Origin of the sequence: Geodermatophilus sp. DSM 44513 (assembly GCF_032460525.1) — a bacterium.
In the GTDB taxonomy this organism is placed as follows: domain Bacteria; phylum Actinomycetota; class Actinomycetes; order Mycobacteriales; family Geodermatophilaceae; genus Geodermatophilus.
In genome coordinates, this window is sequence record NZ_CP135963.1 from 1,998,625 (window position 1) to 2,018,386 (window position 19,762).

The 19,762-nt window shown below is 75.6% G+C and carries 22 protein-coding genes; 8 read left to right on the forward strand and 14 right to left on the reverse strand.

Going from position 1 to position 19,762, the window contains the following annotated elements; all coding sequences use genetic code 11:
* Positions 1 to 305: 305 nt before the first annotated feature.
* The gene (locus RTG05_RS09710; RefSeq protein ID WP_166528462.1) at positions 306 to 731 is read right to left on the reverse strand and encodes a hypothetical protein; all 426 of its coding nucleotides are present in this window, start codon (positions 729 to 731) and stop codon (positions 306 to 308) included.
* A 96-nt stretch (positions 732 to 827) separates the two neighbouring features.
* Positions 828 to 1,130, reverse strand: coding sequence for a hypothetical protein (locus RTG05_RS09715; RefSeq protein ID WP_166528463.1), 303 nt, complete (start codon positions 1,128 to 1,130; stop codon positions 828 to 830).
* Between the two features lie 1,102 nt (positions 1,131 to 2,232).
* Here RTG05_RS09715 and RTG05_RS09720 point away from each other — a divergent pair.
* From RTG05_RS09720 to RTG05_RS09735, 4 genes are all read left to right on the forward strand, one after another.
* The gene (locus RTG05_RS09720; protein ID WP_166528464.1) at positions 2,233 to 3,282 is read left to right on the forward strand and encodes a TIGR03885 family FMN-dependent LLM class oxidoreductase; all 1,050 of its coding nucleotides are present in this window, start codon (positions 2,233 to 2,235) and stop codon (positions 3,280 to 3,282) included.
* Complete coding sequence (locus RTG05_RS09725; RefSeq protein ID WP_166528465.1) at positions 3,279 to 3,812, forward strand: GNAT family N-acetyltransferase; 534 nt, start codon at positions 3,279 to 3,281, stop codon at positions 3,810 to 3,812. The genes RTG05_RS09720 and RTG05_RS09725 overlap by 4 nt, the downstream gene beginning before the upstream one ends.
* 9 nt (positions 3,813 to 3,821) lie before the next feature.
* Positions 3,822 to 5,495 carry an alpha-amylase family protein gene (locus tag RTG05_RS09730; protein ID WP_166528466.1) on the forward strand — a complete coding sequence of 558 codons (1,674 nt, stop codon included), beginning with the start codon at positions 3,822 to 3,824 and terminating at the stop codon, positions 5,493 to 5,495.
* Between the two features lie 290 nt (positions 5,496 to 5,785).
* Positions 5,786 to 6,502: a hypothetical protein gene (locus RTG05_RS09735; protein WP_315912503.1), complete on the forward strand. Its 717-nt coding sequence runs from the start codon at positions 5,786 to 5,788 to the stop codon at positions 6,500 to 6,502.
* Between the two features lie 29 nt (positions 6,503 to 6,531).
* Here RTG05_RS09735 and RTG05_RS09740 read toward each other — a convergent pair whose 3' ends face one another.
* From RTG05_RS09740 to RTG05_RS09765, 6 genes are all read right to left on the reverse strand, one after another.
* On the reverse strand, positions 6,532 to 7,299 hold the full coding sequence (locus RTG05_RS09740) for a sulfite exporter TauE/SafE family protein (protein ID WP_166528468.1): 768 nt from the start codon (positions 7,297 to 7,299) through the stop codon (positions 6,532 to 6,534).
* Positions 7,296 to 8,042, reverse strand: a complete 747-nt coding sequence (locus RTG05_RS09745; RefSeq protein WP_166528469.1) for a hypothetical protein — start codon at positions 8,040 to 8,042, stop codon at positions 7,296 to 7,298. The genes RTG05_RS09740 and RTG05_RS09745 overlap by 4 nt, the downstream gene beginning before the upstream one ends.
* 57 nt (positions 8,043 to 8,099) lie before the next feature.
* Positions 8,100 to 8,879, reverse strand: coding sequence for a sulfite exporter TauE/SafE family protein (locus tag RTG05_RS09750; protein WP_166528470.1), 780 nt, complete (start codon positions 8,877 to 8,879; stop codon positions 8,100 to 8,102).
* A 64-nt stretch (positions 8,880 to 8,943) separates the two neighbouring features.
* Positions 8,944 to 9,612, reverse strand: coding sequence for a GGDEF domain-containing protein (locus RTG05_RS09755; RefSeq protein ID WP_166528471.1), 669 nt, complete (start codon positions 9,610 to 9,612; stop codon positions 8,944 to 8,946).
* A 91-nt stretch (positions 9,613 to 9,703) separates the two neighbouring features.
* The gene (locus RTG05_RS09760) at positions 9,704 to 10,399 is read right to left on the reverse strand and encodes a hypothetical protein (protein WP_166528472.1); all 696 of its coding nucleotides are present in this window, start codon (positions 10,397 to 10,399) and stop codon (positions 9,704 to 9,706) included.
* A gap of 186 nt (positions 10,400 to 10,585) precedes the next feature.
* On the reverse strand, positions 10,586 to 13,138 hold the full coding sequence (locus RTG05_RS09765) for a DEAD/DEAH box helicase (RefSeq protein ID WP_166528473.1): 2,553 nt from the start codon (positions 13,136 to 13,138) through the stop codon (positions 10,586 to 10,588).
* A gap of 137 nt (positions 13,139 to 13,275) precedes the next feature.
* Between RTG05_RS09765 and RTG05_RS09770 the strand changes: the two genes are divergently transcribed.
* Positions 13,276 to 14,133: an SDR family oxidoreductase gene (locus RTG05_RS09770; protein ID WP_315912504.1), complete on the forward strand. Its 858-nt coding sequence runs from the start codon at positions 13,276 to 13,278 to the stop codon at positions 14,131 to 14,133.
* Between the two features lie 105 nt (positions 14,134 to 14,238).
* Here RTG05_RS09770 and mmuM read toward each other — a convergent pair whose 3' ends face one another.
* Positions 14,239 to 15,126: a homocysteine S-methyltransferase gene (mmuM, locus tag RTG05_RS09775; protein WP_166528474.1), complete on the reverse strand. Its 888-nt coding sequence runs from the start codon at positions 15,124 to 15,126 to the stop codon at positions 14,239 to 14,241.
* A gap of 60 nt (positions 15,127 to 15,186) precedes the next feature.
* Between mmuM and yidD the strand changes: the two genes are divergently transcribed.
* On the forward strand, positions 15,187 to 15,681 hold the full coding sequence (gene yidD / locus RTG05_RS09780) for a membrane protein insertion efficiency factor YidD (RefSeq protein WP_208104882.1): 495 nt from the start codon (positions 15,187 to 15,189) through the stop codon (positions 15,679 to 15,681).
* A 23-nt stretch (positions 15,682 to 15,704) separates the two neighbouring features.
* The gene (gene arfB, locus RTG05_RS09785) at positions 15,705 to 16,145 is read left to right on the forward strand and encodes an alternative ribosome rescue aminoacyl-tRNA hydrolase ArfB (protein ID WP_166528475.1); all 441 of its coding nucleotides are present in this window, start codon (positions 15,705 to 15,707) and stop codon (positions 16,143 to 16,145) included.
* Positions 16,146 to 16,188: 43 nt separating this feature from the next.
* Here the strand turns inward: arfB and RTG05_RS09790 are convergent, their stop codons facing one another.
* The 4 genes from RTG05_RS09790 to RTG05_RS09805 all read right to left on the reverse strand — a co-directional run bounded on the left by RTG05_RS09790 (position 16,189) and on the right by RTG05_RS09805 (position 18,127).
* Entirely contained in the window at positions 16,189 to 16,359 is a 171-nt protein-coding gene (locus RTG05_RS09790; RefSeq protein WP_166528476.1) for a hypothetical protein, read from the reverse strand.
* A 51-nt stretch (positions 16,360 to 16,410) separates the two neighbouring features.
* On the reverse strand, positions 16,411 to 17,049 hold the full coding sequence (locus RTG05_RS09795; RefSeq protein ID WP_315912505.1) for a GNAT family N-acetyltransferase: 639 nt from the start codon (positions 17,047 to 17,049) through the stop codon (positions 16,411 to 16,413).
* 119 nt (positions 17,050 to 17,168) lie between these two features.
* Complete coding sequence (locus RTG05_RS09800) at positions 17,169 to 17,501, reverse strand: hypothetical protein (protein ID WP_166528477.1); 333 nt, start codon at positions 17,499 to 17,501, stop codon at positions 17,169 to 17,171.
* Between the two features lie 44 nt (positions 17,502 to 17,545).
* On the reverse strand, positions 17,546 to 18,127 hold the full coding sequence (locus RTG05_RS09805; RefSeq protein ID WP_166528478.1) for a helix-turn-helix domain-containing protein: 582 nt from the start codon (positions 18,125 to 18,127) through the stop codon (positions 17,546 to 17,548).
* A gap of 68 nt (positions 18,128 to 18,195) precedes the next feature.
* Here RTG05_RS09805 and RTG05_RS09810 point away from each other — a divergent pair, with 68 nt between their 5' ends.
* On the forward strand, positions 18,196 to 18,873 hold the full coding sequence (locus RTG05_RS09810; RefSeq protein WP_315912506.1) for a class I SAM-dependent methyltransferase: 678 nt from the start codon (positions 18,196 to 18,198) through the stop codon (positions 18,871 to 18,873).
* A 41-nt stretch (positions 18,874 to 18,914) separates the two neighbouring features.
* Here RTG05_RS09810 and RTG05_RS09815 read toward each other — a convergent pair whose 3' ends face one another.
* Positions 18,915 to 19,712, reverse strand: a complete 798-nt coding sequence (locus tag RTG05_RS09815) for a hypothetical protein (RefSeq protein ID WP_166528479.1) — start codon at positions 19,710 to 19,712, stop codon at positions 18,915 to 18,917.
* Positions 19,713 to 19,762: the final 50 nt, after the last annotated feature.

Genomic DNA, 19,762 nt, shown 5'->3' on the forward strand with positions numbered 1-19,762 from the left:
CGTGGTCCCGAAGCAGCGCCAGCGTTTGTGAGTCCTCGGTCCCGGCGGAAATGCAATCATGTTCGAGACAGTCCGCGCAGTTCCGCTGCGCGGGGGAACCCGGCCACCATTCGTACTCGTAGGCCAACCCGCATCAAGCACAGCGACCAGCCCGCCGCGAGCGGCTCTCGCCGCCGGCTCCGACACCGAACGGGTTTGATGTGATCACGCAGTCAAGCTAGGGCGGACTTCCGACACTTCTCGCTCGACGCGCAGAGGTGCGCCTCGTTAAAGCAGGAACCTGCGGCGTCGCCCTCAATGGGCCGCTATGGGCCATGCGGCCAGGTCCCTGAAGGGGCGGCCTTCTGGCTTTCCAGCCTCCGCACGATCAGCCGCTTCGCCAGCCGCGGGATGGGGCTGGCGGGCCGATTCGGAACCCACTGGTCCGCCTTCGTCTCGGCGTCGGGCTTGGAGAAGACCAAGACGGCCACGTGATCGCCGGGAGGCCGCCGCTCGATGAGCGTCCAACCCAACTCCTCCAGGTCACGGACAACGTCGGCCTCGCTGTCCCGAACGAGACCGCGCCAGCGGCGGCCGCGTAGGTCACGCAGGCCTCGTCGTCGTCCGTCGTGAGGCAGTCGCTCGATGCGCTCTGGACCGACCAACCGGAGACCCCACCAAGCCCCCGTTTCCCGAGCACTGCCGCGGGCGAGTGGCCACAGGAGCGCGACCAGCAACGCCTCGTCGCTCATGCGGCCACGATAACGAGGGCGCACACGCTTGAAAGCGTTGTCCATGTGTCCCGTAGTGGGCCGCTTGGGGACACATCCCGGTTGGGCGGACGCTGGTCAACGCGCGCCGCTGGCGGACTTGCCCTCTTCGCGACCGGCCAGCAGTCCGGCAACAACTAGACAGGCGATGGCACTTGCGCCGAAGGCAATGAGACCTGTCCTTCCCAGCGCATCGCTGATGGACAGGACGACCCACAGGACCACCAGCAGGACCGTCAGCGCACCGGTGAGCCGAGCCGCGGCGGACCTAGCGGACAGGACGATGTGTAGGGCGGCCGCGATGGTCACGGCATCCGCGACCAACCCCACCATTCCCGCGCCGATGTTCGCGCCCGCATCTGGCGGAGTCAGCGCCACCATGACCGCGAAGGTCGCCCATAGGAGGAGCGCCGTCCCGACAGACATCCCAAAGCGCCCCACCCTCGGCGTACGCGGCATGGCTCCACCCAACGGCACATCGACAGCTTCGGCAGGACCGTAGAACGGGCTGGCCGCCGTGGCGGCATGGTCTCGCGAGAACCACTCGAAAGGCGCGACAACGCGGTCGCCGGGCGGCTGAGTCTCGTGTCCCCAAATGGGCCGCTCAGGGACACGAACCGGCTCGCCGTGGTGGCGGCCTCGAACAGCTTCTACTGGACCATGTCGCTTCACCGGGTGGCGGGGACACGGTGAGAGGGACTGCGAGCCGCGCCCTCCCCATGGTCTGGGCATGGACACGTCGGGTGCGGGTTCGCGGCATGCCGACGCACCTGAAGTGCGCTTGAGGTCTAATCGCTGGTTCTACGCCATCGCCGTCATCTGGCTGACGCTGGCGGCTCTTGCCGTCGCGCAGTGGCTCCTCGCAGATGACTCCAGGGGGCGGTGGCTCGCGGGAGTTCAGTGCTTCATCGGTCTCGGCTCGGGGATCGGGTACGTCATCCGAGCCAGGGGCGGGCGGCGTTGGTGACGACCGATGTGATGCCGCGAGTCGGAGTGTTCTCGAGTTGGTCGTTCAGGGACCGTTCAGCGGCTCCTGCGAAGGGCGGTCGGTCGGTCAGGAGCGGCGGGGCTGCTGAATGCCCACAGTGTCCGGTCGATCGCGCAAGCTCACACGGATCGTGATCGTGGGCGACGACATCCGTTGGCCGGGTCCTGGCACCTGCTCTGCCACGCACCACGGCTGTCCGTGGCCCCAGTACGACGACACCAGGTCAGAGTTCTCGACGTCGGGCTCCAGCCCCCGCTCCCAGCAGCGCCGGGCGGCCTCGTCCGGGTGGAGCCCCACCAGGTCGGGTGCCCGTGAGTCGTCGGTCATGGGCGCATGATCCGTCACTGGCCACGCACTCCGACAGCGACGACGGTCTCGTGGTGTACCGCGCAGGGTCACCGACCGGCTCGCCGTGCGGGCGACTCGGGGACCCATGCGCGGCCCGGACGTGGTCGCCGCAGGTAGCGGGCGCGGCGGCGGGGTAGGGGCCCGGCCATGACGGTGATCGGGTTCCACAACTCGCACGAGCAGGTGCACCCCGCCGACCTCCTGCGGGCCGTGCAGCACGCCGAGGAGGTGGGCTTCACCGCGGCGATGTGCTCCGACCACTTCGCGCCCTGGAACCACGCCCAGGGGCACTCCGGCTTCGCCTGGTCCTGGCTGGGCGCCGCGCTGGCCACCACGAGCCTGCCCTTCGGCGTGGTCAACGCCCCGGGGCAGCGCTACCACCCGGCGGTCATCGCCCAGGGCGCTGCGACCCTGGCGGCGATGTTCCCCGGGCGCTTCTGGATGGCGCTGGGCAGCGGCCAGGTGATGAACGAGCGGATCACCGCGGACCCCTGGCCGCCCAAGCGCATCCGGGACGCCCGGCTGCGCGAGTGCGTCGACGTCATCCGCGCCCTGCTGGCCGGCGAGGAGGTCACCCACCGCGGACTGGTCGACGTCGAGCGGGCGCGGATCTGGTCGCTGCCCGAGCAGCAGCCGGCCCTCATCGGGCCGGTGATGAGCGTGCCCACGGCGCGGCGGCACGCCGACTGGGCCGACGGCTTCATCACCATCAACCAGCCGCACGACCGGCTGCGCGAGCTGACCGGCGCCTACCGCGCCGCCGGTGGCCGCGGCCGGCTGGCCCTGCAGGTGCACCTGTGCTGGGACCCCGACCCGGACCGGGCGGCGGCCATCGCCTACGAGCAGTGGCACACCAACACCTTCCCGCCGCCGCTGTGCTGGGACATCGACGGCCCCGAGGCCTTCGAGCAGGCCAGCCAGCACGTGCCGCAGGAGGCCGTCGAGGGCGCGGTGCGGGTCAGCTCCGACCTCGGGCAGCACGCGGCCTGGCTGGCGGAGTACGCCGACCTGGGGTTCGAGGAGATCTACCTGCACCACGTCGGCAAGGAGCAGCGGCCCTTCCTCGACGCCTTCGGGGAGCACGTGCTGCCGCAGCTGGGCGTCACCCGCCCCGCACCGGCGGTGGCCCTCGACCCGCCCGGGGAGACGCCGCCGCCCCGTCCCGACCAGCGGCCGCAGCCCGCCGTCCTCCCGTGAGCGCGGGCGTCACCGTCCGCCTCGTCGCTCCCGGCGACGTCGCCCCGCTGACCGCCCTGCTGGTCGCCAACCGCGACCACCTCGCCCCCTGGGACCCGGTGCGTGCACCCGAGTACTGGACCGAGCAGGGGCAGCGGGTGAACACCGACCGGCTGCTGGACCTGTACGAGCTCGGTGGCGTCCTGCCCGGGGTCGTCCTCCTGGACGGCGAGGTGGTCGGGCAGGTCACCGTCAACAACGTCGTCCGCGGGGCGTTCCGCTCCGGCGACCTCGGCTACTGGGTCTCCCACCACGTCACCGGCCGCGGCGTCGCCACCGCTGCGGTCGCCGCGACCGCCCGCTGGGCCTTCGGCGACGCCGGCCTGCACCGGCTGCAGGCCGGCACCCTGCTGCACAACGCCGCCTCGCAGACGGTGCTGCGCAGGAACGGGTTCACCCCGATCGGCGTGGCCCCGGGCTACCTGTGCATCGCCGGGCGGTGGCAGGACCACCTGCTGTTCCAGCTGCTGGACGGGCCCGGGATGCGGTAGGGACGACGGATGCGGATCACCGACACGGCCGACCTGTGGTGGAAGAACGCCGTCGTCTACTGCCTGGACGTCGAGACCTACCTGGACTGGGACGGCGACGGGTGCGGCGACCTCGTCGGGCTGGCCCAGCGCATCGACCACCTGGCCGACCTCGGCGTCACCTGCCTGTGGCTGATGCCCTTCTACCCGACCGCCGAGCGCGACGACGGCTACGACATCACCGACTTCTACGGCGTCAACCCGCGGCTGGGCACCCACGGCGACCTGGTCGAGGTCATCCGCACCGCCAACGACCGCGGCATGCGGGTCATCGCCGACCTGGTGGTCAACCACACCTCGCGGCAGCACCCCTGGTTCCGCTCGGCCGAGGAGTCCAAGGACTCCCCGTTCCGCGACTTCTACGTCTGGCGGTCCGACCCGCCGCCGGACACCTCCGACCAGGTCGTCTTCCCCGACCAGGAGGACAGCACCTGGACGCTGTCGGAGCCGACGGGGGAGTGGTACCTGCACCGGTTCTACAAGGAGCAGCCCGACCTCGACGTGACCAACCCGCGGGTCCGGGACGAGATCGCCAAGATCATGGGCTTCTGGCTCCAGCTGGGCCTGTCCGGCTTCCGCGTCGACGCCGTCCCGTTCTTCCTGGAGACCGCCGGCGCCGACGGCGGTGCCCTCCCGGACCCGCACGCCTACCTGCGCGCCCTGCGCTCGGTGGTCGGCCGGCGCACCGGGGACGGCGTCCTGCTCGGGGAGGTCAACCTGCCCTACGACCAGCAGCTGGACTTCTTCGGCGGCACCGACGGCGACGAGCTGACCATGCAGTTCGACTTCGTCGGCATGCAGGCGCTCTACCTGGCGATGGCGCGGGCCGACGCCGGGCCGCTGGTCACCGCGCTGGAGGGCCGCCCTGCGCTGAACCCGGACTCGCAGTGGGCCACCTTCGTCCGCAACCACGACGAGCTGACGCTGGACAAGCTCACCGACGACGAGCGCGCCGAGGTGTTCGCCGCGTTCGGCCCCGAGGAGCGCATGCAGGTCTACGGCCGCGGCCTGCGCCGCCGGCTGCCGCCGATGCTGGCCGGCGACCCGCGTCGGGTGCGCATGGTCTACAGCCTGCTGTTCAGCCTGCCGGGTACCCCCGTGCTGTTCTACGGCGAGGAGATCGGCATGGGGGAGGACCTGGACGCCGAGGGCCGCTTCGCCGTCCGCACGCCGATGCAGTGGACCGCCGGCCGGCACGGCGGCTTCTCTCCCGTCGAGGACCCCGCCGCCCTGCCCGGGCCGGTGGTCGACGGCGGGTTCGCGCCGGAGTTCGTCAACGTCGCCGACCAGCGGCACGACCCCGGCTCGCTGCTGTCGTTCGTCAAGCTGCTCATCCGGCGACGCCGGGAGTCACCGGAGCTCGGATGGGGCCGGTTCGCCGTGCTCGCCCAGCCGCACCGGGAGGTGCTGGCCCACCTGTGCAGCTGGGACGACGGCGCGCTGGTCGCCCTGCACAACCTCGGCCCGGAGCCGCGCACGGTGCCGGTGACCCTCGAGGGGTGCGACGCCGGGCACCGGCTGGTCGACCTGCTGGAGGCCGGCGGGACCCCGGTGGACGACGACGGGCGGGCCGAGCTGACCCTGGACGGCTACGGGTACCGCTGGCTGCGCGTGGTCGGGCCGGACAGCCGCCGGCTGGTCTGAAGGAGGACCCCCTCGCCCCCCGTGAAGGACCTCCCTGCCCCCCACCGCTCGCCAGCTCGCGGCGGGCCCCTGCAGGGAGGCCGTGACCGCTCACGGCGGGCGCCTGCGAGGGGGCCGGTTCCAGCACGTCGCCACGGGCCCCGGGGACCGGCCGGTGCCCGGGACGCAGGTCAGCCGGTCGGTCGCCGTCCGTTGCGAACCGCCGTCGGCGCGTGGCCCGGACGCGGCGGGTCCGCGACACCGCCACCCACGCAGGAGGCCACCGGCTCCGCCCCCTAGCGTGCACGGTGATGTCCGAGGCACCCCGCACCCCGTCCCCCGTGACCACCGACCTGCCCGCGGCCCCGCCGGCCGGGGCGACCCCGTCCGGTGCCACTCCCTCCGGTGCCACGCCGTCCGGCGCGACCCCGTCGGGTGCCGTGCACTCCGGTGCGGCGCCGTCCGGGCCGGCGCCCTCCGCTGCGGTGCCGCCGGACGCCCCGCCCCCCGCGGCCGCCGCGGCGTCGTCCGGTCCCGTGCCGCCGATGACGGCGACCGGGCCGATCCCGGTCGGCAGCGCACCCGCACCGCCCCGGGCCGACGGGCCGGCCCCCGGTGGCCTCCCGGTGCCGGAGGGGACGGACCCGACCGGTCCGGTCGTCCGCCGGCCCCGGCTGGGCCCGCGCACGGTGTCCCCGCTGACCCGGATGGGCCCGTGGGCACCCGTCGCCGGTGCGGTGGCCGGGCTGCTCACCGGCCTGCTCGTCACCCTGCTCCTCGGCGGGGTGGCCGACGACTTCCGCGAGCGCCTGGCGCTGGTGTTCCTCACCGTCGGGCTCGGCATGCTCGGGGCCGCCGGGGCCCTGCTGGCCGACGAGGTGCGCCTGGTGCGCCGGGGCGCGCGGGAGGCCGGCATCCGGCCGGCCTGGGTGGAGGCGACGGCCAACCTGATCAACGGCCTCACCCCGGCCCGGCTGCTGCTGCTGGCCAGCTCGTTCGTGCTCTTCCTGGCCGCCTACGTCGCCTGAGTTCGGCCGGGGCACGCCCCGGCCGGCGCTCAGCCGTGGGCCTGCACGCCCAGGTGCACGGCCAGGCCGAGCCCGGCGACGGCGATCAGCCGGCGCAGCGCGGTCTGCGGCGCGCGGCGCACCACCCGCGGGCCCAGCCGCCCCCCGGCGAACAGGCCGACGGCCAGCGGCAGCGCCGCCGACCAGGCCACCGGGGTGAGCAGCACGAAGGCGACCGCGGCGGTCAGGTTCGCCGCCAGCAGCACCACGGTGCGCATGGCGTTGCCCCGCGCCAGGCCCTCGCCGGTGGACAGCAGGTAGACCGCCAGCAGCAGCACGCCGGCCGCGGCACCGAAGTAGCCGCCGTACACGGCCACGGCCAAGGTGACCACCGGCAGCCACCACGGGTCCCGGTGGCCGGCGTGCGCCGCGGCACCGAACTCGGCCAGCTCCCGCGGGGGGCGCTGCACCAGCAGCGCCAGCGAGGCGGCCGCGATCAGCCACGGCACGATCCGCTCGAAGGCCCCCGACGGGGTGAGCAGCAGCAGCGCCGCGCCCGCCGCGCCGCCCAGCACCCCACCGGCGGACAGCCACAGCAGCCGCCGCCCCTGGTGGCGCAGCTCCGGCCCGGACGCGCTGGCCGAACCCACCCCGCCCAGCACCAGCGCCACGGTGTTGGTCACGTTGGCCGCGACCGGCGGCAGGCCGGTGGCCAGCAGCGCCGGGTAGCTCACCAGCGAGGCCAGTCCCGCCACGCTGCCGACCAGCCCCGCGCCGACCCCGGCCAGCACGAGGGAGGCGGACTGCAGCACCGTCACCCGGCGTCGTCGTCCGGGGACGGGGCGGCCTTGAGGTCGGCCGGCACGAGCCGGCCGACGAGGATGTCCTCGGCGACGTCGTCCACCACCCGCGCCGAGCTGATCGCCGAGGCGCGCATCGTGGCGATCGCGTCGGCGGCGTCGAGGCGGAAGGCGATGCCGACCAGCCCCATGGCCTGCCACACGTTGGCCCGCCGGCGCGCGTCCGGCCCGTCGAGCCAGTTGCTGCCGTCGTCGGGGAACTCCGACCCGGTCACGCTGACCGACAGCTCCTCGGCGGTCGCCCGCGCCACGGCCTGGACGTCGTCGCGGTCCAGCGCGGCCAGTGTGCGGGGGTCGCGCGCGTACAGGTCCAGCACCACCAGCGGTCCCATCGGCGCGGGCAGCGGCACCGACAGCACGCCGCGGAACGGCGTCTCCTCCAGCAGCGACCCCCACAGCTGCGGCCAGTTCCGGGCGATGTCCTCCATGGAGAAGACGATCGTCGAGCCGGTGTCCTGCGCGCGCAGGCAGGGACCGTCCCCGACGGTGAACTGCAGGCGCTCGGCGTGCGCGGTCTCCGGGTCGCTGGCACCGACCGGTGTCCGCAGCACGCCCACGTGCAGGCTCAGCCCGGCACCGTCCACGGCCAGCGCCAGCGCGCAGGCGCGGGCCAGCCGCGAGGGCAGGAGCTCCGGCCCGTCCAGGTGGGCGGGGGAGGAGGCGAGGGTCGTGTCGAAGCGTTCTGCTGCACCACCGGTCATGGGTCAAGCTTGCCGCGCCGCGCGGCGGGCTTCGACACGGGCTCGTCCGAGGACGGGTCAGCGGGCCAGGAGCACCGCGATGGCCACGCAGCCGAGCACGACGATCGCCACCCGCAGCACGGTGGGGTGCAGCCGGCGGCCGACGCGGGCGCCGGCGTACCCGCCCACCAGGGACCCGGCCGCGACCAGCGTCGCGGCCAGCCAGTCGACCCGGTCGGTGGCCACGACGACGTAGGCCGCGGCGGCGACGCCGTTCACGGCGAGGGTGAGCACGTTCTTGATCGCGTTGAGCCGCTGCAGGGACTCCCGCATCAGCAGCCCGAACACGCCGATCTGCAGCACGCCCTGGCTGGCCGCGAAGTAGCCGCCGTAGCTGCCGGTGGCGTAGGCGCCGGCGAACAGCGCGGCCAGCCGGGCCCCGCCGATCCGCACCGGCGGGGCGTCGGCCGGCCGCCGCCGGGCCAGGAGGCGCTGCACCAGCGGCTGGACGGCGACCAGGACGACGGCCAGCCCGACCAGGGTCGGGACGATCGCCTCGAAGCTGCTCGCCGGCAGGGTCAGCAGCAGGAAGGCGCCGGTCAGCGCGCCGAGCACCGAGGCCGGCAGCAGCCGCAGCAGCAGCCCCCGCTGGCCGGCCAGCTCGCGGCGGTAGCCCAGCGACCCGGCCAGGTTGCCCGGCACCAGGCCCAGGGAGTTGCTGATCGTCGCGGTCACCGGCGGCAGGCCGACGGCGAGCAGCACGGGGAAGGTCACCAGCGTGCCCGAGCCGACGACGGCGTTAATGGCTCCGGCGGCCAGCCCCGCCGCGGCGACGGCGGCCATCTCCAGCCCGGTCATGCCCTCATCGCGCCCAGCGTGTCACGCCGCCCTCCCGGGCCCGGCCGCCCCCCGGGCGGACCGCTCAGGTGGTGACCAGCCCCCGGCCGGGCGGCTGTGGGGCCGTCGTGTCGACCTCCACCCGGTCCTTCCCCGCGTGCTTGGCCGCGTACATGGCCCCGTCGGCCCGGCGGACGACGTCGCGGGCCGCGTCGCCGGAGCGCACGGCGGTCAGCCCCACGCTCGCCCCGACGCGCGCCGTGCCCTCCTCCAACCGCACCGGCCGGGACACCAGGTCGACGACGCGCTGCCCGACGGTCCGGGCCTGCTCCTCGCCGGCGCCGCGCAGCAGGACGGCGAACTCGTCACCGCCCAGCCGGGCGCACAGGTCGCCGGCCCGGACCACGCCGGCCAGCCGCCCGGCGAGCCGGGTCAGCAGCTGGTCGCCGGCCAGGTGGCCGAGCCGGTCGTTGACCGCCTTGAAGTCGTCGAGGTCGACCAGCAGCAGCCAGCCGGGGTCGCCGTCGCGCAGCTGCCCGTCCAGGGCCGTGCGGAAGGCCGCGCTGTTGGCCAGTCCGGTGAGCGGGTCGGTGCGGGCGCGCCGTTCCAGGTCCCGGTGCGCCGCGCTCACCTCCAGGGCGAGGGCGACCTGGTTGACCGTGGAGCGGACGGCGGTCACCACCTCGGCCAGCTCGCCGGCCGGGGCACCGACGACCACGACCGCGCCGGTCGTGCCGGGGACCGGCAGCGCCACCCAGTCCCCGCGGGCGCCCGCCGCGGCGTCCAGGGCGGCGACGGTCTCCCGGTCGACGACCGGACCGGGGGCGTCCGGCGGCCTGCCGGGGTCAGCCCGGCAGGGTCGCCGGCACGCGGTGGAACGCCCCGGCCGAGCCGGTGACCCGCCACCGGTCGCCGTCCCCGACGACGACCAGGACGCGCAACCCGGGCGTCGCCGCGCACAGGGCGGCCGCCGCGGCCCAGCCGAGCTCGACGATCCGGTCCCGGTCGGTCAGGCCGAGCAGCCGGGTGCTCAGGGCGGTGAGTGCTGCATCCCGCCGCCGGGCGCGCTCGCGGGCGACCTGACCGGAGGCCAGGTGCCGGGCGACGACCATGCTCAGCACGATCACCGGCAGCGCGCCGAGGGTGCCCCCGGCGTCGATGGCGGCGTCCTCGCGACCGGGCAGGTGCGGCCACAGCAGGACGGCCGCGACCGGGGACAGGACCACCCCCGCGCAGTACGCCGTCCACTGCGCGGCGCCGCCGTAGACGGCCCGGTACCACAGCGACGTGAAGATGATCCCGAAGACGACGGCCGGCACGCTGGCCGCGGTGGCGAAGGCGGTGACCGCGAGCACGTCGACCGCGTCGAGGACCACCGGCGCGCGGCGCGAGCGGTGACGGCGGGTCCACGAGCACACCAGGACCGCGGCGGCGGCCAGCGCCAGCAGCGGCTGCCGCCCCTCGCCGGCCACGGCCACCGGGACGGTCAGCGGCAGGGAGGCCAGCGAGCACAGGAAGAACAGCGACCGGGTCTGCTCCACCACGTCGTCCGTGCGGGCCGGTCGCGACCACCGTCTCGACGTCCCCGCCCGTACCCAGCCCATGCCGTCCCCCGTCGCCGCCGGCGGGCGGTGCACCCGTCGCACCGAGGGCATCGGCGCGAGGCCGCGCCCGGCACAGGGGGCACCGGGAGTTGCGCCACCCGCCCGGGGTGGACAGGTCCTCCCTCAGTCGCGGCGGCCGGCCTCCACCAGGCGCAGCACCACCGCACCCTCGTCGTCGGAGGCCTCGAGGTCGACCTCGACGTCGAACCCCCAGTCGTGGTGGCCCGCGGGGTCGTCGACGATCTGCCGCACCCGCCAGACGCCCGGCTCGTCCCGGTCCCAGAGGAGCAGCGCGGGCCCGCGGGCGTCGGCGCCGGTGCCCACCTCGTCGTGCTCGGCGAAGTAGGCCTGCACGACCTCGCCCCAGCGGTCGGCGTCCCACCCGGAGCCGCGGTCGAGCTCGCCGAGGTCGTACCAGCGACGGCGGGCCCACAGGTCCACCCGACGGAACAGCTGGTTGCGGACCATCGCGGTGAACGCGCGCTCGTTGCCGGTGAGCGGCCGGGGGCGCACCGGCACGGCGACCGGGGCGTCCAGGGGCTGGTCGGCGCTGGTCAGCTGCTCCCACTCGTCGAGCAGGCTGGAGTCGACCTGGCGGACGAGCTCGCCGAGCCACTCGACGAGGTCGGTGACCTCCTCGGTGCGCGCGGACGCCGGGACGCCGGAGCGCAGCGCCTTGTAGGCGTCGGAGAGGTAGCGCAGCACCGCCCCCTCCGCGCGGGTCAGGCCGTAGGCGTGCACCAGCTCGCGGAAGGTGTAGGCGTTCTCCCACACGTCCCGGACGACGGACTTCGGCGACAGGTGCGCGTCCCGGGCCCACGGGTTGGACCGGGTGTAGACCTCGAACGCGTGCTCCAGCAGCTCGGCCAGCGGCTTCGGGTGAGTGATCTCCTCGAGCAGCTCCATGCGCTCCTCGTACTCGATGCCCTCGGCCTTCATCTGCGCCACGGCCTCGCCCCGGGCCTTGTTCAGCTGTGCGGCCAGGATCTGCCGCGGGTCGTCGAGGGTCGCCTCGATCACCGACACCACGTCCAGGGCGTACGTGTCGGAGTCGGGGTCGAGCAGGTCGATGGCGGCCAGCGCGAAGGTCGACAGCGGCTGGTTGAGCGCGAAGTCCGGCGGCAGGTCGATCTTGAGGTCGTAGCGGCGCCCGTCCGGCTCGGGTTCGGGGAGGCGTTCGAGCACGCCGGCCTGCAGCAGCGAGCGGGCGATGCCGATCGCCTCGCGGACGTGCCGCAGCTGCCGCTTCCGGGGCTCGTGGTTGTCCGTCAGGAGCCGGCGCATCGCGACGAACGGGTCGCCGGGGCGGTCGACCACGTCGAGCAGCATCGCCGTCGACACCCGGAAGTGGCTGGTCAGCGGCTCGGGATCGGCGTCCACCAGCCGCCGCATGGTGGCCTCCGACCACGGCACCATGCCCTCGGGCGCCTTGCGGCGCACCAGCTTGCGGCGCTTCTTCGGGTCGTCGGCGACCTTGGCGAACTGCTTGAGGTTCTCCACCTCGTGCTCCGGCGCCTGCACGACGACGGTGCCGGCGGTGTCGTAGCCGGCGCGCCCGGCCCGCCCGGCGATCTGGTGGAACTCGCGGGCGGACAGCAGCCGGGTGCGGGTGCCGTCGTACTTGGACAGCGCGGAGAACAGCACGGTGCGGATCGGCACGTTGATGCCGACGCCGAGGGTGTCGGTGCCGCAGATGACCTTGAGCAGCCCGGCCTGGGCCAGCTGCTCCACCAGCCGCCGGTACTTGGGCAGCATCCCGGCGTGGTGCACGCCGATGCCGTGGCGGACCAGCCGCGACAGCGTCGTGCCGAAGGAGGTGGTGAACCGGAAGCCGCCGATCAGGTCGGCGATCGCGGCCTTCTCCTCCCTGGTGCACACGTTGACGCTCATCAGGGCCTGCGCCCGCTCCAGCGCCGCGGCCTGGGTGAAGTGCACGACGTAGACCGGCGCCTGCCGGGTGTCCAGCAGCTCCTGGATGGTCTCGTGCACCGGCGTGGTCGCGTACCAGTGGTGCAGCGGCACCGGGCGATCTGCGGAGGCCACCAGCGCGGTGGGCCGGCCGGTGCGGCGGGTGAGGTCCTCGCGCAGCCAGCCGGTGTCGCCGAGCGTGGCGCTCATCAGCAGGAACTGCGCGCGGGGCAGCTCCAGCAGCGGCACCTGCCAGGCCCAGCCGCGGTCGGGGTCGCCGTAGAAGTGGAACTCGTCCATGACCACCAGGCCGACGTCGGCGTCCGCGCCCTCGCGCAGCGCGACGTTGGCCAGTACCTCGGCGGTGCAGGCGATCACCGGGGCGTCCCGGTTGACCGCCGCGTCGCCGGTGAGCATGCCGACGTTCTCCGCGCCGAACACCCCGCACAGGGCGAAGAACTTCTCGCTGACCAGCGCCTTGATCGGCGCGGTGTACCAGCTGCGCCGTCCCTGCGCCAGGGCGGCGTACTGGGCGCCGGTGGCCACCAGCGACTTGCCCGAGCCGGTCGGGGTGGACAGGACGACGTGGGCGCCGCTGACCAGCTCGATCAGCGCCTCCTCCTGGTGCGGGTAGAGCACCGTGCCGTTCCCCTCCGCCCACGCGGCGAAGGTGCTGAACAGCTCGTCGGGGTCGGCGCCGGCCGCGCGCAGGGCGGAGAGGTCGCGCGGGTCGTCGAGCAGGGGTGCGGCGGTCGTCGGGGTGGTCATCGTGGGGGACAGCGTGCCCGACGGGCCGGCTCTTCCCGGCGGACGCCCGGGTTCCGCGCCCGGCGGCGGGGGTAGGGCGAGCGCGCCGCCGAGCCGAGGCGCACCGCCACGCCGCACCCGCACCCGCAGGAGGACCCGTGTCCGAGCCCCGCCCCGAGTCCCAGCCCGCCCAGCAGCAGGACGTCCCCGGCACCCTGGCGCAGATGGACCCCAAGCCCGACCACGGCGAGGAGACCTACCACGGCTCCGGCCGCCTGGCCGGCAAGGCCGCGGTCATCACCGGCGGCGACAGCGGCATCGGCCGGGCGGTCGCGATCGCGTTCGCTCGGGAGGGCGCCGACGTCCTCATCTCCTACCTCAACGAGCACGAGGACGCGGAGGACACCGCCCGGTACGTCGAGGAGGCCGGCCGCCGGTGCGTGCTGGTGCCCGGCGACCTGGCCGACCGCGCGCACGCCAAGACCGTGGTCCCCCGGGCGGTCGAGGAGTTCGGTCGGGTCGACGTCCTGGTCAACAACGCCGCGTTCCAGATGAGCCACGACTCCATCGAGGAGGTCTCCGACGAGGAGTGGGACCACACGCTGGCGCTGAACCTCTCGGCGATGTTCACCCTGTGCAAGGACGCCGTGCCGCACATGCCGCCCGGCGCGTCGATCATCAACTCGTCGTCGGTCAACTCCGACAGCCCGCGCCCGAACCTCATCGCCTACGCGATGACCAAGGCCGGCATCGCCAACTTCACCGCGTCCCTGGCCCAGATGCTGGTCGACAAGGGCATCCGGGCCAACAGCGTCGCCCCCGGCCCGGTGTGGACGCCGCTGATCCCGGCGACCATGCCCGAGGAGCAGGTGGCGAGCTTCGGGGAGCAGGTGCCGATGGGCCGGGCCGCGCAGCCGGCCGAGCTCGCGCCGGTGTACGTGATGCTGGCCGGCGACGAGGCGTCCTACGTCTCCGGCGCCCGGGTCGCGGTCACTGGCGGCAAGCCCATCCTCTGACGTCCGGAGACCGTCGCCCGGCCGGAGACCGTCGTCCCGTGGTGCCCGACCTCGTGCTGCGGCGCGAGGTCGGGCACCACGACGCGCGGGTGGCCGGCGGATCGGTCACGTGAGCGCGTCGGCCAGCGCGGCGATCGACGCCGGGCCCACCCGGCAACAGCCGCCGAGGCCACGCACGCCGGCGTCCAGCCACCGGCGTGCCGCGTCCGGGGACAGGCCGGGGGTGCCGGTCCAGCGGCGTCCGGCGGCGTCCCAGCGCTCGCCGCTGTTGGGGTAGGCGACCACCGGCTTGCCCGCCGCCGCGGCCGCGGCCACGGCGGCGGGCACCCCGGCGGGGTCGGTGCAGTTGACGCCGACGGCGAGCACCGCCTCCACGCCGCGGGCCATGGCGAACACCTCGGCCGCGGGCTCGCCGCGGCGGCTGCGCACCACGCCGTCGCCGTCCACGACCGTGGTGAGCGACAGCCACACCGGCAGGCCGAGGCCGTCGGCCTCCTCGAGCAGCGCCTCGGCCTCGGCGGCCGCGGGCACCGTCTCGCAGGCCAGGACGTCGGCGCCGGCCTCGGCCAGCCACTGCATCCGGGGTCGGTGCCACTCCCGCAGCGCGGCCACCCCCACCTCGTCGGCGTAGTCGCCGGTGTACTCCGACCCGTCGGCCAGGGCCGCCCCGTAGGGGCCGACCGACCCGGCGACCCACGCCTGCGGCGCCCCGCGCTCGGCCAGGTGCACCGAGCGGACGGTGAGCCGCCGGGCCTCCGCGGCGCCCAGCCGCCCCACCGACACCTGGTAGCTGGCCGTCGTGGCCACCTGGGCGCCCGCGGCGGCGAAGGCGGCGTGCGCGGCCACGACCGCCTCCGGGTCCTCGTGCAGCAGCCGGGCCGACCACAGCGCGGAGGACAGGTCGTGCCCCTGCGCCTCCAGCTCGGTGGCCAGGCCGCCGTCGAGCAGCAGCGGGCCGGCGGCCAGCGCGGTGGCGAGGGGGACGTCCGGCACGGACCCGATCGTGCTCGCCCCCGCCCTGCGGCGCGCGCGGCCGGCGCGGAGGATCCGGTCGTGGTCTTCACATGGAGCAGCGGCTGGAACCCGCGGCGCCGGCGCCGCGGACCGCGGTACGGGCCCGGCTACGGCTACGGCCGCCGCTACGGCCCCGGCTACGGGTACCGGCCGCGCCGGCACGACCGCGACGGCTCCTGCCTGCGCGACCTGCTGTTCCTCAACACCGGGTGCTGCCTGGCCAACGCCGTCGGCTGCAGCGTGGACGGGCTGTTCCTCGTGCCGACGACGGTGCGCCACGTGCACGGCGCCGGCACCGGCGCGCGCGGTACCCGGCTGCGGGACCGGCTGGTCGCGGCCGTCCGGGTCTACCAGCGGGAGGTCAGCCCGCGGCGCCCGCCGTCCTGCCGGTACTCGCCGACCTGCTCGACCTACGCCGTGGCGGCGCTGCAGGAGCACGGCGCGCGCCGCGGCAGCTGGTTGACCGTGCGCCGCCTGGTCCGCTGCCGGCCCGGCGCGGCCGGGGGCACCGACCCGGTGCCGGCCGCCGCCTGAGCTCCCTCGGCGACACTGGCCGGGTGCCGACCGTCGACGACGCCAGCGGGGACCTGCCGGTCACCGGGTCCCTGGTCGTGCCCGCGGCGGCGCTGGGCTGGCGGTTCTCCCGCTCGTCGGGTCCCGGCGGGCAGGGGGTGAACACCGCGGACTCGCGGGTCGAGCTGTCGGTCGCGCCGCTCGCGCTGCCGGGGCTCTCCGACCCCCAGCGGCAGCGGCTGGCCGAGCGGCTGGCCAGCCGGCTGGTGGACGGCGTGCTGACCGTGACCGCCAGCGAGCACCGCCAGCAGCTGCGCAACCGGCAGGCCGCCCGGGAGCGGCTGGCCGCGGTGCTGCGCGCGGCGCTGGCCCCACCGCCGGCCTCGCGGCGGCGCACCCGCCCGACGCGGGGGTCGCAGGAGCGGCGGATCCAGGCCAAGAAGCAGCGGGGCGAGCTGAAGAAGCAGCGCCGCACCTGGGACTGACGCCCCGCCGCAGGGGTCCGCGCTGGCGCGGGCGGCTGGACGGTCAGGCCGGCTCGGGCACGCCGCCGGGGTCACCTCCGGGGTCGTCGGGGGTCGGCTCGACCGGCGCGGGGGGCAGCGGCTCCGGGGCGTCGGGGAGCAGCTCGCCCGGGTCGTCCGGCACCGGCTCGGTCGGGTCGATGATCGGGTCCGGCTCGGGGAGTGGCGACACCATCCCGGCAGTCAACCAGTGCGCCCGCCCGGACGGGGACCGAGCGGTCCGCCGTCAGGACGCCGGCGGGCGCACCAGCAGCCACTGCGGCAGCGCGCCGTCCGCCGACGGCAGCTCCCGGTCGACCTCGAAGCCCACCCGCCGCAGGAACCGCATCGCCGCCCACGTGGACACCACCGCGGCGGCGGGCAGCCCGGTCGTGTCGCAGTGCGCCAGCGCCGGCTGCAGCAGCGCGGTGCCGTAGCCGAGACGCCGGCTGCTGGGCCGGGTGCCCAGGTGCGCCAGCCACCAGTGCGGGCCGGCCGGGCGGGCGGCGTCGACCAGGTCCCGGGTGCGGCGGACGGCGTCCCAGCGCGTCCCGTGCACGTGCGGCAGCTCCCGCTCCAGTGCGGTGCGCACGTCCTGCGGCAGGGGCCGGGTGCCGGGGGCGCCGTCCGGGGGCACCCAGGCGGCGACGGCGGTGACGTCCTCGGTGACCCACCCGCTGCCGGTGGACACCGCGCGGTGCCCGGCGTCGAGCTCGGCCAGCCGGGTCAGGCGCTGCACCCGGCCGTCGTCCGGCAGCGCCCAGCGGGCCCAGCGGGAGGTGGCCTGCACCAGGGTGAGCGTGGCGGCCACCCGCGGCACGTCGCGGGGCTCGGCGGCGCGGACCGACGGGCGGCCGAGGTGCACGGTCATCACGCGGTCGGCCACGACGGTCAGCCTAGGCAGGCCCGGCGACCGCCACCGTCAGCGGCGGGCGGCCCCGGACCCGAGTTCGGCGCGGCGAGCCGGCGACCCGCGCGCGTGTAGCCACCTCGGGTGTCGACGGCTCAGTGCTGTCGCGGACGGCCGCGCCGCCGGCGCAGCGTCGCCACCGCGACCAGCAGGGCGCCGTGCAGGACCACGTTGAGCACCGCCGGACCGAACAGCGCCACCCACCACAGGGCGATGGGCAGTTGGTCGAGCCAGACAGTCGCGGTGAGTGCCGGCCAGGACCAGGGCAGTCCCACCAACAGGAGGGGGAGGAGGAGGACCCCGAGCCCGATCGGCACGCCGTCCGCGGTCAGCAGGGCGAACACCGAGAGGGTCGTCATCCCCAGGACGACCAGGGCGTGGACGCTCCACGCGCGCAGCCAGCTCGGGCTGACCTGGGACGTCGGCATCCGGACAGTGTCCCGGTCGGTGCCCGAGACCGTCACTGGGCGGGTCAGCCGCCGGCGGGGCGGGCGCGCACGTGCATCCGCTCGCCCTGCGGGCCCACGAGGATCAGGGTCTCCGCCGGCTCGGGGAACGGGTTGGAGAAGGCGTGCGGCACCCGGGTGTCGAACTCGACCACCTCGCCGGGGCCGAGGACGAAGTCGCGCGGGCCGAGCAGCAGCCGGATCCGCCCGGAGAGGACGTAGAGCCACTCGTAGCCCTCGTGGACCTTCTGCTCGCTGTTGCCGACCCGCCACCGCGGCGGGAACAGCTGCTTGTAGGCCTGCAGCCCGCTGCCGGACTGCCGGGTCAGCGGGACCATCGTCATCCCGTCCAGGTCGATCGGGTGGCCGTGCACCCTCGGGTCGGCCGGGGCCGCGGTGTCGACCAGGTCGTCGAGGGCCACGCCGTACGTGCGGGCCAGCGGCAGCAGCAGCTCGAGGGTCGGCCGCCGCCCACCGGACTCCAGCCGCGAGAGCGTGCTGATGGAGATGCCGGTGTCCTGGGCGACCTCGGCCAGCGTGCGCTGCCGCTCGCCGCGCAGCGCACGCAGCCGGGGGCCCACGTTCTGCACGACGTCGTCATCGGTCACCTCCGTGAGTTTGCCACTCGGGCAAGTGTCCTTGCCATCGCGGTCCCCCGGGGCCGACAGTGGCCGACGTGGACGAGCGATGTGACGGTGGGGCGGTGGCGGGGCGCGGCGGTCTGGGCGCCACGGACCGCGAGTCCTATGACGAGCTGTACCGGTCCACGCCGGCGGTGTGGAGCGGCCGCGCCAACCGGCAGCTCGTGACGGAGGCGGCCGAGCTGCCGCCCGGCAGGGCGCTGGACGCCGGCTGCGGCGAGGGAGGCGACGCCCTCTGGCTGGCCGAGCGCGGCTGGCGGGTGACGGCGGTGGACTTCTCGCCGGTCGCGCTCGAGCGGGCGGCGGCGGCTGCGCGTGCGCGGGGCCTGGCGGACCGGGTCGAGTGGGTGCACGCCGACCTGGACCGGTGGGTGCCCGCCGAGGGGCGCTTCGACCTGGTGACGGCCCACTACCTGCACGCGCGCTGGTCGGACCGCGCGGGCGTGTTCCGGCGGCTGGCGGCCGCCGTCGCACCGGGCGGCACCCTGCTGGTGGTCGGCCACCTGCTGGGCGAGGCGGAGGGGCACGGACACCACCACGCCCACGACCCGGACGTCCTCCACCGCGCGGAGGACGTCGCGGCGGTGCTGGACCCGGCGGGGTGGGAGGGCGTCGTCACCGAGACCCGGGAGCGGGGCCCGGAGGCCGCGGTCCGGACGGGCAACCCGGCCCCGGACACCGTGCTGGTCGCGCGGCGGTCACCAGCGCGGTAGCCCGGCCGGCCGGGTCCCCGCGCCCACCGTCGGGCCCGGGTTCAGGAGCCGGGGGGTGCCAGCTCGGCCAGCGCGGCGGTGACGTCGGCGTCCCGGACGAAGCCCAGCGCCAGCAGCCGGTGCACCAGCACGCCGCGGCGGGTCAGCCGCAGGTCGGCCGGGCGCAGCCGGGGCAGTGCCGCGCCACCCGGCCGCGGCCGGGCCGGCGGCGGGTCCAGCAGGCCGGCGCGCTGCAGGTCGGTGAGGTCCTCCCGGGCGCCCCACGCCGTCCAGCCGCGCGGGTCGTCGGCCAGTGGGGTCATCGGCAGCGGGGACCGGTCGCGGCGGCCGACGCCGGCCAGCAGCACCAGCTGCCGCCAGGTCAGCCCGGCGGCCAGGGCCAGCGCCCGGTCCACCACCGCGGCGTCCAGGTCGGGGGAGCAGGCGACCTCGGCCAGCAGGTACCCGAGGTGGCGCACCCGCCGCTCCTCGTGCGACCCGCGGGCGGCGGACACGACCGCCTCGGCCACGGCGTCGGCCGCCGAGCGCCCGCCGGCACGGGCGGTGAAGAACCCGTCGTCGCGGACCGGGCGCCCGCCGCGGTCGAGGGCCACCCCGTGCTCGACGGCGAAGGCCAGCACCGCCCCGGCGCGGGCCCGCTCGCGCGGGACGGCGACCTGCGCCGCCTCGTCGGCCGCCGCGCGCAGGCAGCCCGCCAGTCGGTCGGGCAGCTGCACCGCGGCCCGGTCCGCCCCGGGGTAGACCACCGCCGCGGCGCTGCGGCTCATGGTCCCCGCGACCGCGGCGCCGGTCTCGAGCAGCGCACGGCCGGCAGCGGCGGGGTCCTCGGTGACGGTCACACCGACGATCCTCGCCGCTGGCCGGGCCGGTGCGCACGCCGGTGGCCGGC

Bases quoted from the DNA above. Each gene is read 5' to 3' on its own strand.
- RTG05_RS09710 (WP_166528462.1), bottom strand. From the start codon at position 731: ATGAGCGACGAGGCGTTGCTGGTCGCGCTCCTGTGGCCACTCGCCCGC.
- RTG05_RS09715 (WP_166528463.1), bottom strand. From the start codon at position 1,130: ATGGTGGCGCTGACTCCGCCAGATGCGGGCGCGAACATCGGCGCGGGA.
- RTG05_RS09720 (WP_166528464.1), top strand. From the start codon at position 2,233: ATGACGGTGATCGGGTTCCACAACTCGCACGAGCAGGTGCACCCCGCC.
- RTG05_RS09730 (WP_166528466.1), top strand. From the start codon at position 3,822: ATGCGGATCACCGACACGGCCGACCTGTGGTGGAAGAACGCCGTCGTC.
- RTG05_RS09735 (WP_315912503.1), top strand. From the start codon at position 5,786: ATGTCCGAGGCACCCCGCACCCCGTCCCCCGTGACCACCGACCTGCCC.
- RTG05_RS09745 (WP_166528469.1), bottom strand. From the start codon at position 8,042: ATGACCGGTGGTGCAGCAGAACGCTTCGACACGACCCTCGCCTCCTCC.
- RTG05_RS09750 (WP_166528470.1), bottom strand. From the start codon at position 8,879: ATGACCGGGCTGGAGATGGCCGCCGTCGCCGCGGCGGGGCTGGCCGCC.
- RTG05_RS09765 (WP_166528473.1), bottom strand. From the start codon at position 13,138: ATGACCACCCCGACGACCGCCGCACCCCTGCTCGACGACCCGCGCGAC.
- RTG05_RS09790 (WP_166528476.1), bottom strand. From the start codon at position 16,359: ATGGTGTCGCCACTCCCCGAGCCGGACCCGATCATCGACCCGACCGAG.
- RTG05_RS09800 (WP_166528477.1), bottom strand. From the start codon at position 17,501: ATGCCGACGTCCCAGGTCAGCCCGAGCTGGCTGCGCGCGTGGAGCGTC.